At 68.5% G+C, this 22,167-nt stretch carries 23 protein-coding genes; 14 read left to right on the forward strand and 9 right to left on the reverse strand.

Features of this window, described 5'->3' with window-relative positions; translation table 11 throughout:
• Window positions 1-83 precede the first annotated feature (83 nt).
• The 7 genes from ACZ3HV_RS35010 to ACZ3HV_RS35040 all read left to right on the forward strand — a co-directional run bounded on the left by ACZ3HV_RS35010 (window position 84) and on the right by ACZ3HV_RS35040 (window position 7,107).
• Window positions 84-1,109, forward strand: coding sequence for a LacI family DNA-binding transcriptional regulator (locus ACZ3HV_RS35010; protein ID WP_465690791.1), 1,026 nt, complete (start codon window positions 84-86; stop codon window positions 1,107-1,109).
• An 18-nt stretch (window positions 1,110-1,127) separates the two neighbouring features.
• Window positions 1,128-2,417: an extracellular solute-binding protein gene (locus ACZ3HV_RS35015; protein WP_465690793.1), complete on the forward strand. Its 1,290-nt coding sequence runs from the start codon at window positions 1,128-1,130 to the stop codon at window positions 2,415-2,417.
• Window positions 2,414-3,307 (forward strand): carbohydrate ABC transporter permease, encoded by an 894-nt coding sequence (locus ACZ3HV_RS35020; RefSeq protein WP_360363654.1) that lies wholly within the window; start codon window positions 2,414-2,416, stop codon window positions 3,305-3,307. The genes ACZ3HV_RS35015 and ACZ3HV_RS35020 overlap by 4 nt, the downstream gene beginning before the upstream one ends.
• On the forward strand, window positions 3,307-4,122 hold the full coding sequence (locus ACZ3HV_RS35025) for a carbohydrate ABC transporter permease (protein ID WP_465690795.1): 816 nt from the start codon (window positions 3,307-3,309) through the stop codon (window positions 4,120-4,122). Before ACZ3HV_RS35020 ends, ACZ3HV_RS35025 begins: the two co-directional genes overlap by 1 nt.
• Window positions 4,123-4,141: 19 nt before the next feature.
• Window positions 4,142-5,200: a glycoside hydrolase family 130 protein gene (locus ACZ3HV_RS35030; RefSeq protein WP_360363650.1), complete on the forward strand. Its 1,059-nt coding sequence runs from the start codon at window positions 4,142-4,144 to the stop codon at window positions 5,198-5,200.
• Complete coding sequence (locus ACZ3HV_RS35035) at window positions 5,197-5,742, forward strand: hypothetical protein (protein ID WP_465690797.1); 546 nt, start codon at window positions 5,197-5,199, stop codon at window positions 5,740-5,742. Before ACZ3HV_RS35030 ends, ACZ3HV_RS35035 begins: the two co-directional genes overlap by 4 nt.
• 264 nt (window positions 5,743-6,006) lie before the next feature.
• Entirely contained in the window at window positions 6,007-7,107 is a 1,101-nt protein-coding gene (locus tag ACZ3HV_RS35040; protein WP_465690799.1) for a hypothetical protein, read from the forward strand.
• Here the strand turns inward: ACZ3HV_RS35040 and ACZ3HV_RS35045 are convergent.
• The gene (locus tag ACZ3HV_RS35045; RefSeq protein ID WP_465690801.1) at window positions 7,088-8,116 is read right to left on the reverse strand and encodes an aminoglycoside phosphotransferase family protein; all 1,029 of its coding nucleotides are present in this window, start codon (window positions 8,114-8,116) and stop codon (window positions 7,088-7,090) included. The genes ACZ3HV_RS35040 and ACZ3HV_RS35045 overlap by 20 nt on opposite strands.
• A 29-nt stretch (window positions 8,117-8,145) precedes the next feature.
• Entirely contained in the window at window positions 8,146-8,847 is a 702-nt protein-coding gene (locus ACZ3HV_RS35050; protein ID WP_465690803.1) for a helix-turn-helix domain-containing protein, read from the reverse strand.
• 117 nt (window positions 8,848-8,964) lie between these two features.
• Between ACZ3HV_RS35050 and ACZ3HV_RS35055 the strand changes: the two genes are divergently transcribed.
• Window positions 8,965-9,372 (forward strand): cupin domain-containing protein, encoded by a 408-nt coding sequence (locus ACZ3HV_RS35055; protein ID WP_465690805.1) that lies wholly within the window; start codon window positions 8,965-8,967, stop codon window positions 9,370-9,372.
• Between the two features lie 37 nt (window positions 9,373-9,409).
• Here ACZ3HV_RS35055 and ACZ3HV_RS35060 read toward each other — a convergent pair whose 3' ends face one another.
• From ACZ3HV_RS35060 to ACZ3HV_RS35070, 3 genes are all read right to left on the reverse strand, one after another.
• Window positions 9,410-10,393 (reverse strand): VanW family protein, encoded by a 984-nt coding sequence (locus tag ACZ3HV_RS35060; RefSeq protein WP_465690807.1) that lies wholly within the window; start codon window positions 10,391-10,393, stop codon window positions 9,410-9,412.
• Window positions 10,394-10,664: 271 nt separating this feature from the next.
• Window positions 10,665-11,948 carry an Rv3235 family protein gene (locus tag ACZ3HV_RS35065; RefSeq protein ID WP_465690809.1) on the reverse strand — a complete coding sequence of 428 codons (1,284 nt, stop codon included), beginning with the start codon at window positions 11,946-11,948 and terminating at the stop codon, window positions 10,665-10,667.
• Window position 11,949: 1 nt separating this feature from the next.
• Complete coding sequence (locus ACZ3HV_RS35070) at window positions 11,950-13,173, reverse strand: LysM peptidoglycan-binding domain-containing protein (RefSeq protein WP_465690811.1); 1,224 nt, start codon at window positions 13,171-13,173, stop codon at window positions 11,950-11,952.
• 194 nt (window positions 13,174-13,367) lie between these two features.
• Here ACZ3HV_RS35070 and ACZ3HV_RS35075 point away from each other — a divergent pair, with 194 nt between their 5' ends.
• The gene (locus ACZ3HV_RS35075) at window positions 13,368-13,916 is read left to right on the forward strand and encodes a hypothetical protein (RefSeq protein ID WP_360363635.1); all 549 of its coding nucleotides are present in this window, start codon (window positions 13,368-13,370) and stop codon (window positions 13,914-13,916) included.
• Between the two features lie 290 nt (window positions 13,917-14,206).
• On the opposite strand, the gene ACZ3HV_RS35080 is transcribed toward ACZ3HV_RS35075, so the two are convergent.
• Complete coding sequence (locus ACZ3HV_RS35080) at window positions 14,207-14,455, reverse strand: helix-turn-helix domain-containing protein (RefSeq protein WP_360363633.1); 249 nt, start codon at window positions 14,453-14,455, stop codon at window positions 14,207-14,209.
• A 179-nt stretch (window positions 14,456-14,634) separates the two neighbouring features.
• Here ACZ3HV_RS35080 and ACZ3HV_RS35085 point away from each other — a divergent pair, with 179 nt between their 5' ends.
• The 5 genes from ACZ3HV_RS35085 to ACZ3HV_RS35105 all read left to right on the forward strand — a co-directional run bounded on the left by ACZ3HV_RS35085 (window position 14,635) and on the right by ACZ3HV_RS35105 (window position 19,567).
• The gene (locus ACZ3HV_RS35085; protein ID WP_465690814.1) at window positions 14,635-15,294 is read left to right on the forward strand and encodes an SAF domain-containing protein; all 660 of its coding nucleotides are present in this window, start codon (window positions 14,635-14,637) and stop codon (window positions 15,292-15,294) included.
• A complete protein-coding gene (locus ACZ3HV_RS35090) occupies window positions 15,294-16,559 on the forward strand; it encodes an AAA family ATPase (protein ID WP_465690815.1) in 1,266 nt (421 codons plus the stop codon). The genes ACZ3HV_RS35085 and ACZ3HV_RS35090 overlap by 1 nt, the downstream gene beginning before the upstream one ends.
• A gap of 163 nt (window positions 16,560-16,722) precedes the next feature.
• A complete protein-coding gene (locus ACZ3HV_RS35095; protein ID WP_465690817.1) occupies window positions 16,723-17,511 on the forward strand; it encodes a DUF4097 family beta strand repeat-containing protein in 789 nt (262 codons plus the stop codon).
• A 149-nt stretch (window positions 17,512-17,660) separates the two neighbouring features.
• Entirely contained in the window at window positions 17,661-18,332 is a 672-nt protein-coding gene (locus tag ACZ3HV_RS35100) for an HAD family hydrolase (RefSeq protein ID WP_465690819.1), read from the forward strand.
• Window positions 18,329-19,567 carry a glycosyltransferase 87 family protein gene (locus tag ACZ3HV_RS35105; protein ID WP_465690821.1) on the forward strand — a complete coding sequence of 413 codons (1,239 nt, stop codon included), beginning with the start codon at window positions 18,329-18,331 and terminating at the stop codon, window positions 19,565-19,567. Before ACZ3HV_RS35100 ends, ACZ3HV_RS35105 begins: the two co-directional genes overlap by 4 nt.
• On the opposite strand, the gene ACZ3HV_RS35110 is transcribed toward ACZ3HV_RS35105, so the two are convergent.
• From ACZ3HV_RS35110 to ACZ3HV_RS35120, 3 genes are read right to left on the reverse strand one after another with little or no spacing between them, the layout of a single operon-like run.
• Complete coding sequence (locus tag ACZ3HV_RS35110; RefSeq protein WP_465691046.1) at window positions 19,524-20,267, reverse strand: nucleotidyltransferase domain-containing protein; 744 nt, start codon at window positions 20,265-20,267, stop codon at window positions 19,524-19,526. The genes ACZ3HV_RS35105 and ACZ3HV_RS35110 overlap by 44 nt on opposite strands.
• Window positions 20,267-21,595 (reverse strand): hypothetical protein, encoded by a 1,329-nt coding sequence (locus ACZ3HV_RS35115; RefSeq protein WP_465690823.1) that lies wholly within the window; start codon window positions 21,593-21,595, stop codon window positions 20,267-20,269. Before ACZ3HV_RS35115 ends, ACZ3HV_RS35110 begins: the two co-directional genes overlap by 1 nt.
• Window positions 21,592-22,077: a cupredoxin domain-containing protein gene (locus ACZ3HV_RS35120; protein WP_465690824.1), complete on the reverse strand. Its 486-nt coding sequence runs from the start codon at window positions 22,075-22,077 to the stop codon at window positions 21,592-21,594. Before ACZ3HV_RS35120 ends, ACZ3HV_RS35115 begins: the two co-directional genes overlap by 4 nt.
• Window positions 22,078-22,167: the final 90 nt, after the last annotated feature.

The following is a 22,167-nucleotide window of genomic DNA, read 5'->3' on the forward strand; positions in this document are numbered from 1 at the left end:
ACCCTTGACGAAAGAGTTTTTAACCGGTTTAGTGACTGTTTAAACCGGTTTAAATCCCCCTCCCTCCCCTGCAGTGAGGTGCCGTGAGCAAAGAGCGACCGACGATCGCGGATGTCGCGCGCCGGGCCGGGGTGTCCAAGGGCTCGGTCTCGTTCGCGCTCAACGGGCGGCCCGGGCTGGCGCAGGCGACCGTGGACAAGATCCTCGCGGCCGCCGACGACCTCGGCTGGCGGCCGAGCCAGCGGGCCCGGTCACTGTCGGTCTCGAAGGCGTTCGCCCTCGGCCTGGTGATCACCCGGGACCCGGCCGTGCTGTCCTCGGACCCGTTCTTCCCGGCCTTCATCGCCGGCGTCGAGAGTGTGCTCGCCGTCGGTGGGCAGGCGCTGGTCCTGCAGGTCGTCACGGCCGGCCCGGACGAGGAGGCCGGTTACCGGCGGCTCGTGCAGGACGCACGCGTCGACGGGGTGTTCCTGTCCGACCTCCGGCACGACGATCCCCGGATCGACCTGCTGGTCGAGCTCGACCTGCCGGCGGTCACGCTGAACCGCCCCGACAGTACGTCGCCGTTCCCGGCGGTCACCCTGGACGACCGGCCGGGGACGAGTGCGGTGGTCGAGCACCTGCTCGAGCTCGGCCACACCCGGATCGCGCACGTTGCCGGTCCACCCGAGTTCGTGCACGCGACCGCGCGATCCACAGCGTTCGCCGCGACCCTGGCCGCCGCCGGTCTGGAGCCGGTGGCGGCCGAGACCGGTGACTTCACGGCCGCCAGCGGGATCGAGGCGACCCGGAAGTTGCTCGCACTGCCGAAGCCGCCGACAGCGATCTTCTACGCCAACGACCGGATGGCGATCGCCGGCCTCGGCGCGGCCCAGGCCGCCGGACTGACCGTTCCGGACGACCTGAGCATCGCCGGATTCGACGACAGCGAACTGGCCGAGTACGTCCATCCCGGCCTGACCACTGTCCGCGCCGACCCGTTCCGCTTCGGCGAAGCGGCGGCGCACACCCTCAACCAGCTCGTCGACGGTGCGTCCGCCGTACCGGATGTCGAGCTTCCCCCCGCGCAGCTCGTCGTCCGCCGGTCCACCGGCCGCGCGCCTGCGTAGTGCCCCCCTGGAGGAAACATGAAGTTGCAAGCTGGACTGCTGGCGCTGGTTCTGGCCGGCTCACTCGCCGCCTGTGGTGACAGCGGCGGCGGCTCTGGTGACGCCGACGCCGCGGCCAAGGCCACCGGGCCGATCACGATCTGGTACTCGAACAACGCCGAGGAAGTGGCGTGGGGCAAGCAGATGGTGGCGGCCTGGAACGCAGCCCACGCGGACCAGAAGGTCACCGCCCAGGAGATCCCGACCGGGAAGAGCTCCGAGGAGGTCATCGGTGCCGCGATCACCGCGGGCAACGCGCCCTGCCTGATCTTCAACACCTCGCCGGCGTCGGTCTCGCAGTTCCAGAAGCAGGGCGGCCTGGTGGCGCTGGACAGCTTCAGTGACGGCAAGTCCTACATCGAGGACCGCTCCGGCGACGTCGCGCAGCAGTACAAGTCGTCGGACGGCAAGTACTACCAGCTGCCCTGGAAGTCGAACCCGGTGGAGATCTTCTACAACAAGAAGGCGTTCGCGAAGGCCGGCATCGACACCACCAACCCGCCGCTGAAGACCTACGACGAGTTCCTCGCGACGTCGCGCAAGCTGGTCGCCGCGAAGGCCGCGAAGGTCGCGATCTACCCGGCGCCGAGCAACGAGTTCTACCAGTCCTGGTTCGACTTCTACCCGCTGTACGCGGCCGAGAGCGGCGGCAAGCAACTCGTCGAGGACGGCAAGTCCACGTTCGCTTCCGACGAGGGCAAGCGGGTCGCGACCTTCTGGCGGACGATGTACGCCGACAAGCTCGCCTCGCAGGAGAAATACACCGGTGACGCGTTCGTCGACGGCACCGCCGCGATGGCGGTCGTCGGTCCGTGGGCGATCGCGTCGTACAAGGGCAAGGTCGACTGGGGCGTCGTCCCGGTGCCGACCTCGAGCGGCAAGCCGGCGAACGAGATCCACACCTTCTCGGACGCGAAGAACGTCGCGATGTACTCGTCCTGCAAGAACCGCGGGACCGCGTGGGACGTGCTGAAGTTCGCCACCAGCCAGGAGCAGGACGGTAAGTTCCTGGAGACGACCGGACAGATGCCGCTGCGTAAGGACGTCGCGACGGTGTTCGCGGACTACTTCACCAAGAACCCGGACTACAAGACGTTCGCCGACCAGGCGGCCCGGACGGTCGAGGTGCCGAACGTGCCGAACTCGATCACCATCTGGCAGACCTTCCGCGACGCCTACTCCAAGTCGGTGATCTTCGGCCAGCAGGACCCGGGTGAGGCCCTCGACGGCGCGGCACAGAAGATCGATCAGCTGGTCAAGCAGTCATGAGACGGGGTCCGGTCACCCGGATCCTCGGAGAGCATCCGGTCGGCACCGCGTTCGTCACGCCGTACGTCGTGTTCGTCGCGGCCGTGTTCGCGTACCCGCTCGGGTTCGCGGTGTACATGTCGTTCCACGACTACTTCTTCGCGGCGCCGGGCGCGATCGTGGACCGGCCGTGGGTGGGGTTCGCCAACTACGTCACAGTGCTGACGGACCCCGCCGTCCAGCGGTCGTTCCTGAATGTGCTGATCTTCCTGGTGATCAACGTGCCGCTGACCGTGATCCTGTCGCTCGGGCTGTCGACCGCGCTGAACTCGGCGATCCGGTGGCGGACGTTCTTCCGGGTCAGCTACTACGTGCCGTACGTGACCGCGAGCGTGGCAGTGGTCGGGGTGTGGCTGTTCCTGTTCAGCTCGAACGGGCTGGTCAACTCCATCCTCGGCCCGCTCGCGCCGGACCCGTCCTGGCTGGTCAACTCGAAGCTGGCGATGCCCACGGTGGCGTTCTACGTGACCTGGAAGCAGCTCGGGTTCTTCATCCTGCTGTACCTGGCCGCCTTGCAGAACGTGGGCGCGGATCTGTACGAGGCGGCGTCGATGGACGGCGCCGGCCGCTGGCAGTCGTTCCTGAACGTGACCGTGCCAGGGGTCCGGCCGGCGACCACACTGGTGGTCCTGCTGGCCACGGTGACCGGGGCCAACCTGTTCACCGAGCCCTATCTGCTGACCGGCGGCGGTGGCCCGGACGGCGCTTCGGCGTCGCCGGTGCTGATCATGTACCAGAAGGGCATCGAACAAGGCAATCCGGACGTCGGCTCCGCGATCGGCGTGCTGCTGGTGATCGGCGTGCTGATCCTCGCGCTGCTCGAACGGCGCTTCGTCGGGCGGGAAGACTGATGCGGCTGCGGTTCGTCGCGCTGCTGATCGGCGCCTTCGTGTTCCTGTTCCCCTTCTACTACATGCTGATCGGCAGCCTGCAGGCCGAGCCCGATCCGTCCGTCTCCGGGTCGATCCCGACCGGGAACGTGACGCTGCACAACTACAGCGAGATCAACAAGGCGATCAACCTCGGGAAATCGTTGATCAACTCCGGCATCTTCACCGGTGGGGTGATCCTCGGGACGCTGATCTTCGGTGTGCTCGCGGGCTACGCCCTGGCCCGGTTGCAGTTCCGCGGCCGCGCGGTGGTGTTCAATCTGATGCTGCTGATCCAGGTCGTGCCCTTCCAGCTGCTGACGATCCCGCTGTACGTGATGATCGTGCGCAGCTACGGCCTGGCCGACTCGTACCTCGGCATGATCCTGCCGTTCGCGATCAACTCGACAGCGGTCTTCGTGTTCCGCCAGTACTTCCTGCAGTTGCCGGCCGAGTTGTTCGACGCCGCCCGGATCGACGGCGCGTCCGAGCTCAGCATCCTGTGGCGGGTCGCCGTACCGCTGGTGAAACCGGCGCTGCTGACCGGTGTGCTGCTGACGTTCATCGGGCCGTGGAACGAGTTCCTCTGGCCGTTCCTGATCACCAAGCAGCAGACCCTGCAACCGCTCGCGGTGTCGCTGTCCAACTACCTGACCACCGTGTCGGCCCGAGCAGCCAACCCGTTCGGCGCCGTCCTCGCCGGGGCGTGCGTGCTCGCCGCACCCGCGGTCGCACTGTTCATCATCTTCCAACGCCGCTTCATCTCCTCGAACATCTCGTCCGGGGTGAAGGGCTGATTTCGAAAGGCATTTCGTGGTGACTGTTCCTTACACCCTGACCCGTGTCGGCGTCCTGATGACGCCCGAGCCGGGCAACGAACTCGAGGCCGAGGGCGTGCTGAACCCGGCCACCGGGCACACGCCGGACGGGCAGCTCTACCTGCTGCCCCGACTGGTTGCGTCCGGCAACATTTCCCGGGTCGGCCTGGCTGCTGTGGAGCTGGCCGACGGCGTACCGGTCGGCGTCCGGCGCGAAGGCGTCGTCCTCGCGCCCGACGAAGGCTGGGAGCGCGGGAAGAACAACGCCGGCGTGGAGGACCCGCGGGTGACGTTCGTACCGTCGCTCGGACTGCATGTGATGACGTACGTCGCCTACGGTCCGCTCGGGCCGAAGCCGGCGCTCGCGGTGTCGTCGGATCTGCGGGAGTGGCGGCGGTTGGGGCCGCTGCACTTCGAGTACCAGCCCGACCTGGACACGGACCTGAACCTGTTCCCCAACAAGGACACGGTGTTCTTCCCCGAGCCGGTGCCCGGGCCGGACGGCGAACCGTCGTACGCCATGCTTCACCGGCCGATGTGGGACCTCGGGTGGTTCCGTGAGGGCGAGGGCGTCCACTTGCCGGCCGGGGTCACCGATGACCGGCCGGGGATCTGGGTGTCGTTCGTACCGGTGGCTGATGTCGAGCGTGATGTGCGGAATCTCGTGCACCTGCGGAATCACCGGCTGGTGGCGATGTCGGAGTACCCGTTCGAAGAGTTGAAGATCGGGGCCGGTCCGGCGCCGCTGCGGGTGCCGGAGGGCTGGCTGGTGATCCACCACGGTGTCACCGGTGAGCAGCCCGAAGGGTTCGACCCGACCACGCAGAAGGTTTGCTACGCAGCCGGTGCGCTGCTGCTCGACCCGGAAGACGTGACCCGGGTGATCGCTCGTACGTCGGAGCCGATCCTGGTGCCCGAGACCGAGGAGGAGAAGGTCGGAACCGTCGGCAATGTGGTCTTCCCGACCGCGATCGAAGAGGTCGACGGAGTCCGCTACGTCTTCTACGGCATGGCCGACGCCGCCATCGGTGTCGCCAGATTGGACCGGCTGACATGAAACCCACCCGCCGAACCGTCCTCGGCGGTGCTGTGGCCCTGGCCGCCGCATCAGCGGTAACACTCCCGGCGTCCGCCTCCGGACGTCTGTCCAACCTCGCCCATCTCGACTTCCTCCGCGCCTCGGTCACTCCACCGCCGGCCGCGGGCCACAGCACGTTCGGATCGGGACCGCTGGGCGTGCTGTGGACCTATGCGGACCGGCAGCCCGACGGTTCGTACAAGCGCATTGGCGGCGGTGCCTATGACCCTGTGAGCAACACCTATGGTCAGGGTGCCTTCAACACCGACGACATCGCCCGGGCTGCCGTGGTCTACCTGCGCCACTGGCGGCAGTTCGGCGAGCGCACCTCGATGGTCGCCGCCCGTGACCTCCTGCGCGGGTTGACCTATCTGCAGTCGCCCAACGGCAACGTGGTGCTCTGGATGCAGCCGGACGGCACGTTGAATCCCAGTGCCGATCCGGTCGAGCTCCCCGACCCGTCCGACTCCGGACCGTCGTACTGGCTCGCCCGGAGCGTGTGGGCGCTGGGGGAGGGGTAGGCCGCCTTCCGTTCCCAGGACCGTGCCTTCGCCGACTTCCTCCGGGCTCGACTCGAGCTGGCGATCGCTGCGCTCGAGCGGCAGGTTCTGATCCGCTATGGCACATGGAACGTCGTCGACGGGCGCCGTCTGCCCGCGTGGCTCATCGTCAACGGCGCCGATGCGACGTCCGAGGCCGTCCTCGGTCTGTCGGCGTACGTCCGGGCCGGCGGCTCAGCGCGGGCTCGGCGGGCGCTGTCACAGTTCGCGGAAGGCATCGCGGCCATGAGTGCCGGATCGAGCCGGGACTGGCCGTTCCGTGCGCTGCTGCCGTGGGGCGAGTCGATCTCGGACTGGCATGCGTGGGGCGCACAGATGCCGTCGGCACTCGCTGCCGCTTCGTCAGCGTTGGGTTCGCGCAAGCTCTTGACCCCAGCGATCGGCGACACGGCCGGCTTCACACCGCTCCTCATGACCGCCGGCGGTCCCGACAACGGCTGGCTCCCGGTCCCGATCGACCGCACCCAGATCGCGTACGGCGTCGACGCTCGCCTGCAGGGCCTGTTGGCGGTCGGACTCCCCGGCCTCAAGCAGGTCGCCGCCTTCGTCGCAGCCTGGTACTTCGGCGCGAACCGGGCCGGTGAGGCCACCTATGACCCGGCCACCGGTCGTACCTACGACGGCGTCTCCGGCGACGGCGTCATCAACCGCAACTCCGGCGCCGAGTCCAACATCCACGGTCAGCTTTCGATGCTCGCTCTCGACGCCAACCCGGACGTGGCCCGGCTGGCTGGGCGTCCGACGTACGACGGCCTGCAGATCGTCGAAGCCGAGTCCGCTGTCGGCGGTCAGGTGGTCACCCCACCGTCGGCCTGGACCGGCGAGTCCCAATGGAGCAACGGGGCCTACCTGTCCCTCGACGCCGGTGGCTCTGCCACGTGGACCCTTCCGGCATCATCCCAAGCCCGACTCGTCCTCCCGGTCGTCAATCTGGTCGACACACCCAACCCCGCTCGCACGACCTGGACCACGGGCTCGCGGGTGCTGGGCGCGATCAACCACGTGACCGGTCCGCAAGGCATCTCCGCCGCACCTGGCGCCTTGCAGCCGATCACCTTGCGCACGTCGCTTCCGGCGTACGCGACGAACCTGGTGGTGGCGGCGAGCGGCCCGGTCCAGTTGGACGCGCTGCTCCTGATCCCCACCATCAGCACCCTTCGCTTGGGTGCTGCGACCTTGCTGACCAGCGTGGACACCCACCCGCGCACCGTCAGCGTCCCGGGACGGGTTGCGTACTCCTACACGTCCTCCGGCGAACTGCACTCCCGCGGCAACCCCGCTCGTGCGGTCGTCCAGCCCGGCGGCTTCACCGTCGTACTCGGCTGAGCGCCGCCGCGCACCAGTCGGCGACGAAGGCGAGCGCCAGGCCGCGTTGCTGGAAGAGGTGACGGCTGTCGGTCTGCTGGTGGTAGGCGTTGTGTGAGGTGTCGGAGGCGCGGCCGAGGAGGCCGGGAAGGAGCCAGGCGTACTTGACGCCGGACGCCATCACGGCCAGGCGGACCTGGTCGGGGTCGCCGCGCCAGCCGGCCTCGCGGAGACCGTCGAGATAGTTGGCGATGCAGGTCTCCGCGAGCTCCGGCAGGCGCTCGGCCGGCCAGAACAGGTCGAAGACGGCGTCCGGGATGTGGTTGCCGAGGTCCTCACCCAGGGCGCCGTCGCCGGTGAACGCCCAGTCGAACAGGGCTAGTTCGCCGGTGGGTCGCTGGACCACGTTCGAGACCCAGAAGTCGAGATGGCAGCGGGCACGGGGGAGACCGGCGACCAGGTCGAGCAGTTCGTCGCGGTGGGCCAGCAGGTACGTCCAGGCCGCTCTCAGTTTGGGCGGCCAGGTCTCCGCGACGAGCGGCTGCTGCCAGGCCGCATCGTCGTTCATCAGGTGCCACGGGACCTCACGGGTCGTGGAGTAGTCGCGCAGGAACCCGGTCGACGTCCACGCCCGCTCTGGCGCGGGCCGCGCCTGCCATCGCCCACAGGCCCGGGCGAGTGCCGCGTGCTCGGCCAGACTGAATTCGGTCCCGGACGTGCCGGTGATGTCTTCCATCAGCAGTACGGCGCCGTCCGCGTGCTCCTCGACCTCCGCTGCGGGGAGCACGAGACCGGCGTCGGCCAGGTGCTTGCGGAGCTCCTCGTCCTGGTAGACGTCGAGCTCACGGCGCCAGTAGTTCCAGTGCCGCGGGTCCGTCGAGGCCGCCCATGGGCCGGTCGAGTCCACCGGCTTCCGCAGTTGCTTGCGCACCGCGGTGCGGCCGTCGGCGTACGTGATCCGCTCCACGGTCGCCGTCACCGCGTTCAAGGGGTTGTGCCGCAGAGTCGCCGTACTGATCTCGGCAGTCATGAACAGCAATGCTGACATGCGACGGGCGGCTAGCCCAGGAGTATCCGAGGGGGGAGACCGGTGAGCGCTTTGACGTCCCGCGTGAAGTGGGCCTGGTCGGCGTACCCGGTGAGTACGGCGACGTCGGCGAGCGCGACGCCCGTGCGGGCGCGGTCGAGGGCGACGTTCATCCGGAGGACGCGGTCGAGCATCTTCGGGCCGTAGCCGAACGCGTTCAGGCAGCGCCGATGCAGCTGGCGCTCGCTCAGCCCGACGCTGCCCGCGAGACTCACCACACCTTTGCGCAGCACGCCGGACCGGATGCTGCGCAGCACGTGGGAGATCAGCCGATCCGGTGGCACCTCAACCAACCTCACGACCGCTTCGTCCAGCGCGACAGCCGGGTCCTGCGCCGACCGCACTCGATCCAGTAGCCGTCTACTCCGGGCAGGCGACCACAGTTCACTCAGCGGCACTCGCCCGTTCAGCAGTTCGCGTGCCGGGACGCCGAGAAAGTTTGGCGCCGCGCCTGGTGCGAACCGGATCCCGGCGTACCTCGTGCCTGCTTCCGCGGTGCCGGTCCAGGCCCGGCTGTCCGGCCCGGCCACGATCAGGTCGTCGTCCATCCAGATCAGATCCATGCACCCGTCGGGCAGGACCCGGTAGTCCCCGCTCTCCGCGGTCCGCGTCCACACCGCGGCACCGGGCACCAGGGCAGGTCGCTCCCGGTACGGCTCGACAACCAGAGTCACGCCCTCAGTCTGCAACGCACCACCGACAGATTCCTCCGGCGGCGTTGCGGTGGTGGCTCTCACGAACAAGAATGTCTGGTCCTGGGGCCATACGGTCTACGCCGTAAGGAGATGTTGATGTCGCGTCGCGAGGATGTGTCGGCGGTACCGCTGCTCGGACGGACAGTCGCGCCGGCGGGATCGGGGCTGGTGCTGGCGGAGTGGGAAGCGGCGGGACGGACGTCGGACCAGGTGGCGTGGCAGGCGCCGCTGCACGTGCATCACGAGGACGACGAGGCGTGGTACGTCCTCGCCGGGACGCTGCGGCTGCGGATCGACGGCGAGGACTACGACGTTCCGGCCGGCTCGGGGATCGTCGGACCGCGCGGGGTGCCGCATACGTTCGGCAACCCGGGCGAGGAGCCGGCCAGGTACGTGCTGGTGATGTCGGCGAAGACTCACGCCATGCTCGGCGAGTTGCACGGCGGATTCTCCGGAGACGCGGCCGCGCTCTTCGAGAAGTACGGCTGCTCGTTGCTCGATTAGCGGCGGTGCCGGCGGGCAGTTACTTCCAGGACTCGGGTCACGCCGCCGACGGCACGACGTCCAGCACTTCGACGCCGGTGGGGACATATTTGACCAAGGCAACGTTCTCGCGAATCAGTTCGTCGCGGGTCGGCGTACCGGTGCGGCGGTCGATCACGGTCCGCCAGATCTCGTTCCGACGGAAGTAGTCCGCGCCGACCCGGAGGAACCGCTCGTCCTGCGAGAACACCCGGTACGACGACTCGGTCTGGGTGTCGGCGAGGATCTCGCCCTCGAGGTAGCGCTCACCCACGTCGAGCCGCAGCTGGAACGTCTGATCGGTGTCGTTGCGGAACTGCAGATCCACGTAGTTGTAGACGATGCTGCAGCCCACGCCCCACGGCAGCACCCGCCCGTTGTCCGGGAACGGGTCGAAGCTGTGCGTGGACCGCTGCGTCACCGTCATCGGCGAATGCAGCACCATCCAGTGCAGCAGATTGGCGAGCTGGCAGATCCCGCCGCCGATGCCGGGCCGTGCCTGCCCGTTCGACAGCCGCATACCTTTCCGGTAACCCTTGCGACGTGTCGCGTTCCCGACCAGTTTGTTGAACGAGAACGTCTCGCCAGGTCGGATCAGCAGCCCGTCGACCTGCGCACACGCGAGCTTCAGGTTGGTCACCTTGTTGTGCTGCATCCACATCTCGGTCTCACCGAGTTGCCGCAACAACAACGACTTGTGCCGCTTCACCCGCACCGGCAGACGATCCAGCTCCCGACTCCGTGCGTACGGCGTACTGGACGTCATCCACTCGAGGCGCTTGCGCACCCGGTGGAACCGTACGGCCAGTGGATAGAGCAGCGGCATCCGCTCGGTCCACCGACGTCGCCGTACTGCGGGCAGCACCCGCGCTCGCTCCGCGTCGGTCAAGTCGTCCAACGCGACCTGCCACGGCACACCCGGCGTCACCCCAGTGAACTCCGCTCGTACGCCGCCTGCCGGTCCGCTGGACCCCAGCGTCCTGGTGAACGTGCTGTCTGACATTCGTTCCCCCGAACGACGAGGACCGATCCATCGACCGACCCGGTTACGGTACGCCGCGCCCGCCGCAGCCACATGACAACAACCGCACGATCCGATTGCGCTCCTTAGACGCTCCACCCCCACCCCAAAGTTCAGCCCCTCAACCCGCTGCCCATGTGGTCAGCTGCCCCGTCCACCGACTGCCCGTGTGGTCAGCTGCCCGCTCAACCCGCTGCCCGTTCGATCAGCTGTACATCCGACCAGTTGCTCGTCCGACCAGCGTCCCGTTCGATCAGCCGAGCTCGAGTGCCGTGCAGACCCACCGGTTGCGGCGAATCTCCATCCGCAAGGCAATCGCCCGAGACCGATCCCCATGCCGCACGTGCGCAGCAACCTCAGCCACATGCTCAGTCGGCGCACAAACCCGCACCGACCGCACCGCACTCCGCTCCTTCGCCCCACGAGTGGTGGCAGTCGTCGTCAGCCCCAGCATCCGAACCCGCCGATTCAACTCCGTGAACACAGCATCATCCGTAAACCGCACCAGCTGCGAAATCGGCCGATCTCCCGCCAGCACCTCCGAAACCGCCTGCACCAACCGAGAAGCCCAAGCCCCCGCCTCCGGCACCCCAGGCCCAACTCCTGCGGCCCGCCCAGCCGAGCCCTCGCCCGCCGAGCCCGCACCCACCGCGCCCGCGCCCGCCGAGCTGGCGCCCGCCGAGTCCGCGCTCGCCGAACCCTCGCCCGCCGAGCCTGCACCCGCCGAGCCTGCACCCGCCGAGCCTGCACCCGCCGAGCCCGCACCCGCCGAAGCCCGCCCGATAGCACCTCCGGCAGACGGCCCACGCTCCGGCACCGCGACCAGCATCCGCTCCACCGCCGACCCACCACTCTCCGCCGACCCCGACGTCGCCGCCCCAGCCCCGTCCGCCACCGCGTCACCAGCCGGCACCGCTGCAAGCTTGCGCGCCTCAGCCACCGACGCAGCCGCAGCCGCGGCCGGTGCAGCCTCGCCTTGAGCGTTCACAACACCCCGAACGGCGACCTCCTCATCCGCCCGGCCGACCACCGCAGGTGCCTGAGCCGGCGCAGATGTGAACGCCGCCAGGCTGGTGAGAGTGGTAGGCGCAGACACCACCCCAAGACGAGTGATCGCCTGCAACCGCAAGGCCAACGCCCCCTCCGTCATGCTCTCCGCATACCGCACCGTCGCCGGCACCCAGTGCTCAACACCAGACCCGCCACCAGGACCGAAACTGTGCTCGGCAGCAGGCCCGACACCAGGCCCGGCAGCAGACCCGGCACGGCGCTCGGCAACAGAGCCGACACCAGGCCCGGCAGCAGACCCGGCACGGCGCTCGGCAACAGAGCCGACACCTGGCCCGGCAACGGACCCGGCACCGCGCTCAGCTCCGGTCCCCGCCGACCGACCGCCGACGGCCCGCAGTCGGGGCGTCGCCACGCTGACCATCCCAACGACGTCGTCCGAGGCGGCGGTCTGCGGAACAGCCGCGAGGGTGGAGAGGGGAGTCGGGTGCTGGAGTTCGTCCGCACGGAGGTTCTGTGGCTGGCTCATGTCACTTCTCCTGTTGGGTGGGCGGCACATGATGGCCAGTACCGGCTGCAGGGATGCGCAGCACCTGACCGGGAAGAATGAGGTCGGGATCGGACCCGATCGCCTGACGATTGGCGGCGTACCACTCCGGCCACCGAGCCGCGACCGCCTCAGCACTCGCACCCGCCCCGAGCTCCGCCGCCGCAAGACTCCACAACGAATCCCCGGCCGTCACCACGACCGACCCAGGCACTCGCACGGGAACCCCAGACCGCAGATCCGTATACCGAGTCCCCGCCCCCACAGCCGGCCGATCAGGCACCCCCACCCGAACCCGCCCCGCCCCCGGCACCGCGTCATGCCCGCGACCGCCGGCCGTCGGCTCGGAGGTCAGTACGCCGTCACGCCGACGAGCGCCCGCGGTGGGCTGGGTAGTCGGGACGCCGTCCCGCTGCCCAACGCTTGCGGTCGGCGCCGGAGTCGCCACGCTGTTGTCCGGCTGGGCGGCGTTGGTCGCGGCCGGTCGCTCCGGGGTCGGTGTAGTCGTGTGCGGGTTGGGTGCATCAGTCCGGCCAACGGACTGCGCCGGACCTGTGCCCGGCGCCTCCTCGGTCAGGCGGACCGTCGACGGCGGCTCGCTAACGCGCCAGTCCGTCGTACCCGCAGGAGCAACCCCCGGATGGGTGCCGCCCGCGGTCGCGCCAAGCTGAACCTGCGACGCGGGCTCCGTGGCGCGCTGGTCTGCGGCACCCGAGGAAGCAGCGTCCGGGTGGGTGCCGGGTGCGGCGAGGCGGATTGTTGAGGCGGGCTCGGTGGTGCGCCAGGTGGTGGTGTCGGTGAGTTGGACAGTCGAGCGGGGCTCTACCTGTGTCCATGCCTGGCTGGTGCCGCCGTCGCCGGGGGTTGCGTGGGCTACGCCGACTGTGAGTGGCGTGACGGCGGCTACGCCGAGGCCGGAGCGGAGGAGCGTGCGGGCGGTCTTCGAGGTGATTCGCCCGACGACGACACCCGCCAGCGTGCCGATCGCCCCCGGGATCTGCTCGAGGACGGTCATGAGGACCGCCAGCACGAACCACCCGTAGGCCATCCACGCGACGGTCCCGACCACGAGGACCGTCATCGACTCGAGGTCGTAGGTCCGCATCCCGGTGATCGCGCCGTCGGTCATCCAGCGCAACCCCAGGCCGACCGCGACGAGTGCCGCAACCGCGAGCATCCCCTTCGCCCCTCGGATCATCGCGTTCATCCCGCTTCGCTCCCGACCTATGAGTTTGCTTTAGTTTGCTTTGGCTTGATCACTATAGACCGGGTCTACGGCCGCTTTGCAAGTCCTTAACCCACAAAGCGTCAACTTCCCTGACTCAAGGTGACCGCCCGGCCTCCGTGAATGCGCGCGGGTGGTGGGCTGGGATGACGCGGTCGGCCGGTAGGTTCGCGGGTATGCGGTGGGATGCGTTGTTCGCGGATCTGGAGTCTCAGTTCGAGGCGCTCCAGGAAGGGGATCTGTACGGCGAGGTCGCGGATCGGATCCGGGCCGAGGTCGGGAAGATCACCGTGCTCGACCGGCTGCGGGGTGCTGTCGACACCGTCGTACGGGTCGAATTGATCGACGCGGATCCCGTGCACGGGATGCTGACGCGGGTCGGGAAAGACTGCGTGCTGATCGAGACGGAGCGGTACGAGGAATGGCTGATCCCAGTCGCCGCCCTGGTCGCCGTACACCGCCTGGGGCCGTGGGCGGAGCCGGCCATCGGAGCGATCGAAGGCAAGCTCGGCCTGGCCCATCTGCTGCGCGGAATCGCGCGCGATCGCTCCCCGGTCACCCTCTTCTGCGCCGGAGGTTCCCCCGTCACCGGCACGATCGACCGAGTAGGTGCCGACTTCCTCGAGCTGGCCGAGCACCCTCTCGACGCCCCCCGCCGCCGAACCGAGGTCTACAACGTCCGCCTGGTCCCCACCCAAGCCCTCAGAGCCCTCCGCCGCCGCTAACCCCACGCCAGTCGTGGGAGTTGGGCAGGGCGATCAGCGCCGAGTCGTGGTTCGGACGGAGGAGATCTGCGCCGAGTCGTGGCGTTGGGCGGGGCAGGTTGTCGCTGAGTCGTGGGTATCGGTGGGCGACACGCCGAGTCGGGCGACCCAGATCCACGACTCGGCTCCGCCCCAGCCGTTGATGACTCGGCTCGGCCCCGGCCGTTGACTCCGCCGAGCAGGCGCCGGGTTGGGCCTGCGGCACGCGTTGTGAGTGTCGGAGCGGCGCCAGCTCGCCGGTCCGGACGGGATTACTGGTGGGCTTGTTCGGGTTGGTCTGCTTCTTCGCCGAAGGGGTGGGTGTCGATGAAGTCGCGGGTCTCGGTGTAGAGGCGTTCGATGTACTTCTCGAGTTCGCTGGCCTCGACGCGCCACTGGCCGCGGCCGCCGATCTTGACGGCGGGGATGTCGCCGCGGCGGACCAGGGCGTAGACCTGGTTGGCGGAGATGTTCAGGACTTCGGCGACGTCGGCGAGCTGGAGGAATCGGGGACCCGGCATCCGTCCTACTCCTTCACATAGTGGCTGGTTCCTTCAGTTTGCCACGGTTGGCGACCGGACGACCGCAGTTGTCCCCAGGCTGTGTCAGGCTGTCACAGCCTGTGGACAACCGTTCACGGCGCGGTCCGGGGACACGGCAGAATGTCGGCGGACAGCGATCGATTGACTGGGGAGCAGACGTGGTCGACACAGCAGTGCGGAGTGGGTTCGGGGCGCCGTCGGTCCCGGCTCAGCGCAACAAGCGCGCCCGGTGGAAGGACGGCCGGCTCGTCCTCGGCGTGCTGCTCGTCGCCATCACCGCGCTGGTCGGCGCCAAGCTGCTGTCGTCGGCCGACGACACCACCACGATCTGGGCGGCCAAGCACGACCTCCCGACCGGCACCGAGCTCACCGGCGACGACCTCGCCACTGTGCGGGTGCGCTTCACCAGCAGCGACGACGCCAACAAGTACGTCGCCGCCGACGCCGATCTCAAGGGTCTCGTCCTCACCCGCGCGGTGGACGCGGGTGAGTTCGTGCCGCGCGAGGCCGCTGTCTCCGAATCGGAGAACGATCGCACCGAGCTGCCGCTGTCCGTCGCCAGCGGACGCTTGCCGTCGGACACCGCAGCCGGCGACCTGGTGGACCTCTGGGTCGTCCCCAAGGCAGAGGGGCAGTCGGCCAAGTTGTGGTGGACCAATGTCCGCGTCCTCCAGATCGACTCGGTGAAGGGCGTCGCGGGCGGTTCGGCCCGTCGACAGGTCCTGATCGGCCTCGCACCGAACGATGTGCAGCGACTCCCCGCTGCGCTCACCGCAATGAGTGTCGGCGAGCCCACTCTCGTCCGGCGGGCCAGCTGATGTCGGTACCAGTCCTCCTGGCCGTGACCGGCGCCCCTTGGGAGGCAGACGTCGTACGGCGGACCGAGCACGCGCCCGGGATCCGAGTCGTACGGCGCTGTGTCGACATCGCCGACGTGATGGCGGCGGCCGCGAGTGGGCAGGCCCGCGCGGTCCTGCTCGCTGACGACTTGCCCCGGCTCTCGTCCGACGCGGTGTCCGCATTGCACGCGCGCGGCATCGCCGTACTCGCCCTCGTCGACCCGACCGAGAACGGTGCGCCCTTCGGCGCCGAGGATCGCCTGAGCCGGATGGGCATCGAGCGTATCCTCCCGGCCGACGTCAGCCCGGAGGACCTCGGCCGTGCGGTGACCGATGCGGTGGAGTCCGGCCCGCCGGTGTCGGTCTCGCACTTCGCCGGCGGATTCGTACCGTTGACGCGGGAGACGGCCGGCAACCCGCAGCCCGCGTATACCCAAGGCAGCGGCCGGCTGATCGCGGTCTGGGGTCCGACGGGCGCACCCGGGCGTACGACGATCGCTGTCGGACTCGCCTGCGAGCTCGCGATCAAAGGCGTGCCGACCCTGCTCGCCGACGCCGATGTGTACGGCGGGACTGTCGCGCAGATGCTCGGGATGCTCGACGAGACCTCCGGACTGGCGGCCGCGGCACGGTCGGCGTCGAGTGGTTCGCTCGACATGGTCATGCTCGCGAAGCACGCGCGTCAGGTCGAGCCGCATCTGCTGGTGCTGACCGGGCTCAGCCGCGCCGACCGGTGGACGGAGTTGCGGCCGGCCGCGATCGAGTCGATCTGGGCGACCGCGCGGACGCTCGCGCCGTGCACCGTGGTCGATGTCGGCTTCTGTATCGAGGCGGATGAGGAGATCTCGTTCGATTCGCTGGCACCGCGCCGCAACGGGGCGACCATGTCGACGCTGGAGGAGGCCGACGAGGTGATCGTCGTCGGTACGGCGGACCCGGTTGGCCTCACCCGTTTGATCCGAGCGGTCCACGAGCTGAGCGCCGTCGTGCCGTCGGTCAATCTCAGAGTCGTCGTCAACCGGATCCGCCCCGGCTCACTCGGCAGCTCTCCGGCCGACGCTGTCACTGATGCGCTCACGCAGTACGCCGGAGTCGAGCCGGCAGCCCTGCTTCCGTACGACCTGAGTGCTGTGGACACCGCCATGTCGCACGGCCGCAGCCTCGCCGAGTCGGCCAAGTCCAGCAAGCTCCGGAAGGCTCTGCAGCAACTCGCCGCCGCCGTGGCCCAAGACCTCGGCACCTGATCCACGTCGGGTCGGAGCAAGCGGATGAGTCGAGGCGGCGGCGGGTGAGGGGATGGGCGGGGACTCAGGGTTGGCTCGGTGGGGATACGGGGGAAAACCCCACCGACAGGGGGTCGGGGATGTGTCAGGGTTGGGGGTAATTGACCGCACCCCAGGGGGAAGCATGTCCGAGGTCCAGGGCCGGCCGGCGAGCACGATGAGCACCGAGCGGCGGTATGGGATCGCGATCTCGGTCGCGCTCATCCTCGGCGGTGTGTACTGGGCGCTGACCGGACTGACGGAGGGCACCAAGACCAGCCAGGACAGCTACCCGGTCCAGGGCGACGAGCTGCGGGTCGACACCACCTCCGCGGAGGTCGAGGTCCGGGCTGGGGACGGACCGGACGTCCAGGTCGAGCGGCAGTTCGAGCGGAACGTGTTCGGGTCGGACCCGAAGGAGAAGTACGACAACGGGAAGCTGGAGCTGCGCGACACCGGCTGCGGGTTCCTGTCGTTCGGATGCAAGACCAGCTACATCCTGACCGTGCCGAAGGACGTGAAGCTGACGCTGAGGAGCAGCAGCGGCGACATCACGGTGTCGGGGCTTTCCGGTGGTGCGGACCTGACGTCGAGTTCGGGCAGCATCGAGGTGCACGACGTCGGTGGGTCGCTGCGGCTGGAGTCCAGCTCGGGTGATCTCGAAGCGCAGGGTCTGATCGCGACCACGGTGACGACCGAGAGCAGTTCCGGGAGCGTCGACCTCGACTTCGCGGTGGCGCCGCAGTCGGTGGACTCGAAGGCGAGCTCGGGGGACGTGTCGATCCGGATCCCGTCCGGCGCCGAGGCGTACAAGGTGGACACCGACACCTCGTCCGGGGACGAGTCGGCGAACGTGAAGATCGACCCGAACGCCACCCGCACGCTCAAAGCCAAAACCTCCTCAGGCGACGTAACCATCGAATACAACCACTGACCCGTTGTTTGCAGGGGAAGCAGACACGGGCGGGGAGTGGTGGACAGGCGACGTAACCATCGAGTCAAACCACTGACGATCTGTGTACGGCGAGTGATCGGCAGGACCGCCGGCGTAAGCGGGGTCATGTTCTGAGTAGGCTGGCCGGCATGTCTGAGGTTGAGGTGGTGCCGCGTGGGCTCTTGGTGGATTGGGGCGGCGTGCTCACCTCCGGCCTGGAGGAGGCGCTGCGGCGCTGGGCCGAGCTCGACGGTTTCGACTTCGACTCCTACCTGCAGGCGGTCCTCGCCTGGCTGCCCGCCGAATCTCCGGAGAACGCGACCGCGGAAGCCGAGCTGAATCCGGTCCACGCCCTCGAGCGCGGCCAGATCGCCATTCCCGACTTCGAGCGCAAGCTCGCCTCGATCCTGGTCCGGCGCGACGGTACGCCGGTGCCGGCCGAGGGCCTGATCGAGCGCATGTTCGCGCACTTCGAGCACCAGCCGGCGATGTCCGCCCTGGTCCGCCGGGCCCGCTCGCACGGGATCCGCACCGCACTGCTGTCGAACTCCTGGGGCAACACCTACCCGCGCGACACCTGGGACGGCATGTTCGACGACATCGTGATCTCCGGCGAGGTCGGGATGCGCAAGCCCGAGGCGGAGATTTTCCTGCTCGCTGCCCGCCGGCTGGAGCTGAAGCCCGAGGAGTGCGTGTTCATCGACGACCTCGAGCTCAATGTCGACGGCGCCCGCGCGGTCGGCATGACCGCGATCCTTCACACCGAGTACGACGAGACCCGGCAAGCGCTGGAAACCCTGTTCGGAGCCGACCTGACGTGACCGTGACCACCACGCCCTCCTCCCCACCCCGCCCGGCCGGCCGGCGCCGCGTACTGATCGCGATCGTCGGCTGCGCGCTGCTCGTCGCCCTGGGCGCCTGGGTGGGCAGCCTGTTCGCCGGCATGATCGACCTGCGCGTGTACCGGATGGGCGGCTCGGTGCTGCTGCACGGCAACGCGCTGTACGACGCCGAGCTGCCGGGCTCCGGGTTGCCGTTCACCTACCCGCCGTTCGCCGCGATCGCGATGGTGCCGCTGGCCGCCGTCCCGTGGGGCGTCGCGCTGGTGGCGTGGACCACGATCTCGGTGCTGAGTATCACCGCGCTCTGGCGGACCAGCCTGACGAAGACCTTCTGGTCGTTCATCACCCAGCGCAAGCGGACGGCCGTCCTGGTCGCGCTGACCGCACTCTCGCTGCTGCTCGAACCGGTCTGGCAGACGATCCAGTTCGGCCAGATCAACCTGTTGCTGACAGCAATGATCCTGCTGGACCTGGTCCGGCCCGACAACGCGCGGCTGCGCGGGTTCTGGCTCGGTGTCGCGATCGGCGTCAAGCTGACCCCGCTGCCGTTCCTGGCGCTGCTCATCGTCACTAAACAGTGGCGTGCGCTGCGCAATGCCGTACTCGGTCTGCTGGCCACGATGGCGATCGGGTTCGCGATCGTGCCGCACCAGTCGTGGCGCTACTGGACCGACGTCATCCTCGACGCCAACCGCGTCGGCGGGATCGCCTATACCGGCAACCAGTCCTTCAACGGCTTCCTGCACCGGATCGGTAACGAGGCGAGCTGGGTGCAGCCGACGTGGTTCGTGCTCTCGGTGGTGTTCGGTCTGCTCGTGCTCTGGCTGGCCCGGCGCTACTGGCTCGCGGACGAGCGCGTCACCGCGATCTCGGTGATGGCTCTGGCCGTGCTGTACGCGTCGCCGATCTCGTGGAGTCACCACTGGGTCTGGATCATCCCGCTCGGCGTGAGCTTGATCCGCGCGGTCAATCGCGTCTGGGGTCTCAACCCCGCAGTAGTGACCGGAGTGCTCTTCTACGGCCTCTTCGTACTGCGTTCGATCTGGTGGGTGCCGTACCGCGACGACCGCGAACTCGGCTGGAGCTTCTGGCAGTCCATCCCCGGCAACTCGCATCTGATCGTCGGGATGATCGCCTTCATCCTGCTGGCGGTCACCAGCCGGAGTCTGCCTAAACCGTCGTCGTCAACGCCCGCAGCGGCGGAGCAAGCCTGACCGCGAGGTCGCCGTCGACCACAAGCACCTCAGCCAGCAGTACGTCGACACTGGCGCGGAACGCTCGTACCAGCTCAGCAGGGTCGAGTGACCGCACCAGCGTCGGCTCCACTGCTGCAGTGGTAGCCGCAGGCAACAGATGCAATCCACGGCCCTGTGAATGCGGCAGACCGTGCCGGAGACACATCAGCACGAGCACGTGGTCGCGGACCCCGCTGATCATGTACTCCGCCTGCCACACCTTTCCCCGCGCGATGCTGGAGCGTGCATGCAACGCATACAGCCACCCCATGCCCACCAGGTTCACAGGTGAAGGTGTAGTCCAGGCCGGCTGCTCCACTGCCTCCCCGAAGAGCAGTTGGAACGTCGGCCCGAGCGCACCGAACTCACCGGCCGGTGCAAAGGCGATGTCCACCTGCAGCGTCGACGACAGCAGGAACACCCGGTACACGGTCCCGCGGGACCACACGTCAGTGTGATGCACGGCGCCGAGTTCGTAGAGAAGCGAAGTCCAGTCGGCCAGTACGGCGTCTTGGTCGGCGTCAACCGCGAGTCCGAGCGCCAGATCGACGTCGGACCACTCGTCCTCAGCCCCGATTGCGGCCGACCCGGTCAGCGCCGCACCGGTGATCCGTCCGTCGGACCGGGCGGCCTCCACCAGCACTTCTCGGAGGTGGGTGCGTTCGGCGACCGTGTACATCACGAAGAGAACAGTAGGAGCAGCCCGCCGCAGGTGTAGCCGACCATGACGATCAGCAGCGGGAGCTGACCGATCAGGGCCTTGTTACGGGGGAACAGGGCGACAGCACGGTCGTGCGCCGAGATGACACCGAGTAGGTGCCCACAGACCACGGCCAGGACCTGCATGAGCGCGATCGTGGTGCTGTGGTTGGTGATGCCGGTGTTCACCGCGAGCAGGCCGGTGCCGAAGATGTTGGCGCCGTCGCTGAGCGGATCGCTCAGGTAGATGAGCGTCCGCTGCCCCTCCAGGATGAACAGGGTCAGGTAGTGCGCGACGACGTACCCGAGCACGATCGGGACGAGGGAGTGCGCGAACAGACCGGGGAGCGCCGTACGGGAGCTGTCCGACAGCCGGCCGGCGAGCAGGGTGGCGCCGGAGTACGTGACCAGCACGAACAGGATGAACACGATCAGCGCGGCGGTGCCGAGCCAGGTCATCGAGATGTCCTGGTTCTGTGCCCAGCCGATCCACGCCGACGAGTTCGAGAAGCCGTCGTACGCCGTGGAGCCGAGGAGCGCTGCGACCATGCCGACGAGGCCGGGCTGTGGCTTGAGGCCGTCCAGGTTCTCCAGCGGGCGGCGGACCACCAGGGCACCGTCGGTACGACGGCCCCACGGTGACAACCGGGACATCAGCGTGGCGTAGACCTCGAACGGGTCGCCGGTCGAGAACCACCGGTCGCCGAACAGGATTGCGCCGAACAGTGTGATCACGAAGTACAGCGCGAGCCACGCCTGCAGGACGGGGATGGTGGCGCGGTCCGGCGCGACCAGTTCCAGCCAGGTGAACGCGAAGATGCCCAGCGCGGCCGGCCAGAGACCGGCCCAGGCGGGGAGCTGGAGGATGCCCTTCGACGGCGACTGCCGCAGCGCTTTGGAGAGCAGCAGGTGAAGGGTCCGGAGCGGGTTCAGCGTCCGCCAGATCGGGCCGAACACGAGCGAGATCGGCACCAGCCCGACCCAGAGCAGGATGTAGATGAACCCGAAGATCGGGTTGGTCAGCCGGTCCACGCCGAACATCAGCGACACCATGGCGTAGAAGAAGATCGCCAGGCCGACGAGGCGGACGATCCAGCGGAACCAGCTCGCGTCGACCGTCCGGGTGATTGCGGCAGGCAACGGCTTCCCGGACGCGTTACCCCGGTACCTCGGACTCCGCCAGGCCAGCCCGAGCACGACGAACGAGACGGTGACCGCGACCGCGGCGCCACCGACCGCGAGGCCGAACGGAACCGGCAGGTCCTGCCGCCCACCGATTCCGTGGAGCGGCAGAAGCAGGCCGGTCATGAGACGACGAGTTTGGCGGCCAGTTTGTCGCTCTCGTGGGTCTCGACCTCGAAGGTGCCCTTCATGTTCGCGGTGAACTTGACCGAGGCCGGCTTGCCCGGGGTGAGCGGCAGTTCCTTGTCGTAGCCGTGGATGTGCACCTCGTCCGCCGCGTCGCTGACCGCGGTGACCAGCACGGTCTGGCCGGCCTTCACCTTGATGGTCGCGCCGCTCGGGTTGACCTTGCCGTTGGCAACGGTGACGTTGATGGTCACGTCGGCCTGCTCACCGGACGGATCCGCGGTGTTCGACGGGGAGCTGGCGTTCGGCTTGCCCGGCGTCGGGGTCATCGTCGGCACGCTGGCCTGCGTACTCGCGGGGGCGCTCGGCGACGGGGTGCTCGAGCCGCTGTCGGATTCGCCTCCACCACAGCCGGCCAGGACCAGCATGCCGAGGGTAGGCAGAAGAGCCGCGGCGGTACCGCGAGCGAGCGTCGAACGCATGGTCGAGGGGCCTTTCAAGGGGTCTGTGAAGTTCTCAGGGTGCGGGACACACCCTCTTGCCTGACGAACACCGATAGCTCAGTGTTCCCT

It is taken from the genome of Kribbella sp. NPDC020701, from assembly GCF_055562215.1.

Coding starts and splice junctions, on each gene's coding strand:
- ACZ3HV_RS35015 (WP_465690793.1), top strand. CDS start 1,128: ATGAAGTTGCAAGCTGGACTGCTGGCGCTGGTTCTGGCCGGCTCACTC.
- ACZ3HV_RS35020 (WP_360363654.1), top strand. CDS start 2,414: ATGAGACGGGGTCCGGTCACCCGGATCCTCGGAGAGCATCCGGTCGGC.
- ACZ3HV_RS35025 (WP_465690795.1), top strand. CDS start 3,307: ATGCGGCTGCGGTTCGTCGCGCTGCTGATCGGCGCCTTCGTGTTCCTG.
- ACZ3HV_RS35035 (WP_465690797.1), top strand. CDS start 5,197: ATGAAACCCACCCGCCGAACCGTCCTCGGCGGTGCTGTGGCCCTGGCC.
- ACZ3HV_RS35040 (WP_465690799.1), top strand. CDS start 6,007: ATGAGTGCCGGATCGAGCCGGGACTGGCCGTTCCGTGCGCTGCTGCCG.
- ACZ3HV_RS35045 (WP_465690801.1), bottom strand. CDS start 8,116: ATGACTGCCGAGATCAGTACGGCGACTCTGCGGCACAACCCCTTGAAC.
- ACZ3HV_RS35055 (WP_465690805.1), top strand. CDS start 8,965: ATGTCGCGTCGCGAGGATGTGTCGGCGGTACCGCTGCTCGGACGGACA.
- ACZ3HV_RS35060 (WP_465690807.1), bottom strand. CDS start 10,393: ATGTCAGACAGCACGTTCACCAGGACGCTGGGGTCCAGCGGACCGGCA.
- ACZ3HV_RS35065 (WP_465690809.1), bottom strand. CDS start 11,948: ATGAGCCAGCCACAGAACCTCCGTGCGGACGAACTCCAGCACCCGACT.
- ACZ3HV_RS35070 (WP_465690811.1), bottom strand. CDS start 13,173: ATGAACGCGATGATCCGAGGGGCGAAGGGGATGCTCGCGGTTGCGGCA.
- ACZ3HV_RS35075 (WP_360363635.1), top strand. CDS start 13,368: ATGCGGTGGGATGCGTTGTTCGCGGATCTGGAGTCTCAGTTCGAGGCG.
- ACZ3HV_RS35080 (WP_360363633.1), bottom strand. CDS start 14,455: ATGCCGGGTCCCCGATTCCTCCAGCTCGCCGACGTCGCCGAAGTCCTG.
- ACZ3HV_RS35090 (WP_465690815.1), top strand. CDS start 15,294: ATGTCGGTACCAGTCCTCCTGGCCGTGACCGGCGCCCCTTGGGAGGCA.
- ACZ3HV_RS35095 (WP_465690817.1), top strand. CDS start 16,723: ATGTCCGAGGTCCAGGGCCGGCCGGCGAGCACGATGAGCACCGAGCGG.
- ACZ3HV_RS35100 (WP_465690819.1), top strand. CDS start 17,661: ATGTCTGAGGTTGAGGTGGTGCCGCGTGGGCTCTTGGTGGATTGGGGC.
- ACZ3HV_RS35110 (WP_465691046.1), bottom strand. CDS start 20,267: ATGTACACGGTCGCCGAACGCACCCACCTCCGAGAAGTGCTGGTGGAG.
- ACZ3HV_RS35115 (WP_465690823.1), bottom strand. CDS start 21,595: ATGACCGGCCTGCTTCTGCCGCTCCACGGAATCGGTGGGCGGCAGGAC.
- ACZ3HV_RS35120 (WP_465690824.1), bottom strand. CDS start 22,077: ATGCGTTCGACGCTCGCTCGCGGTACCGCCGCGGCTCTTCTGCCTACC.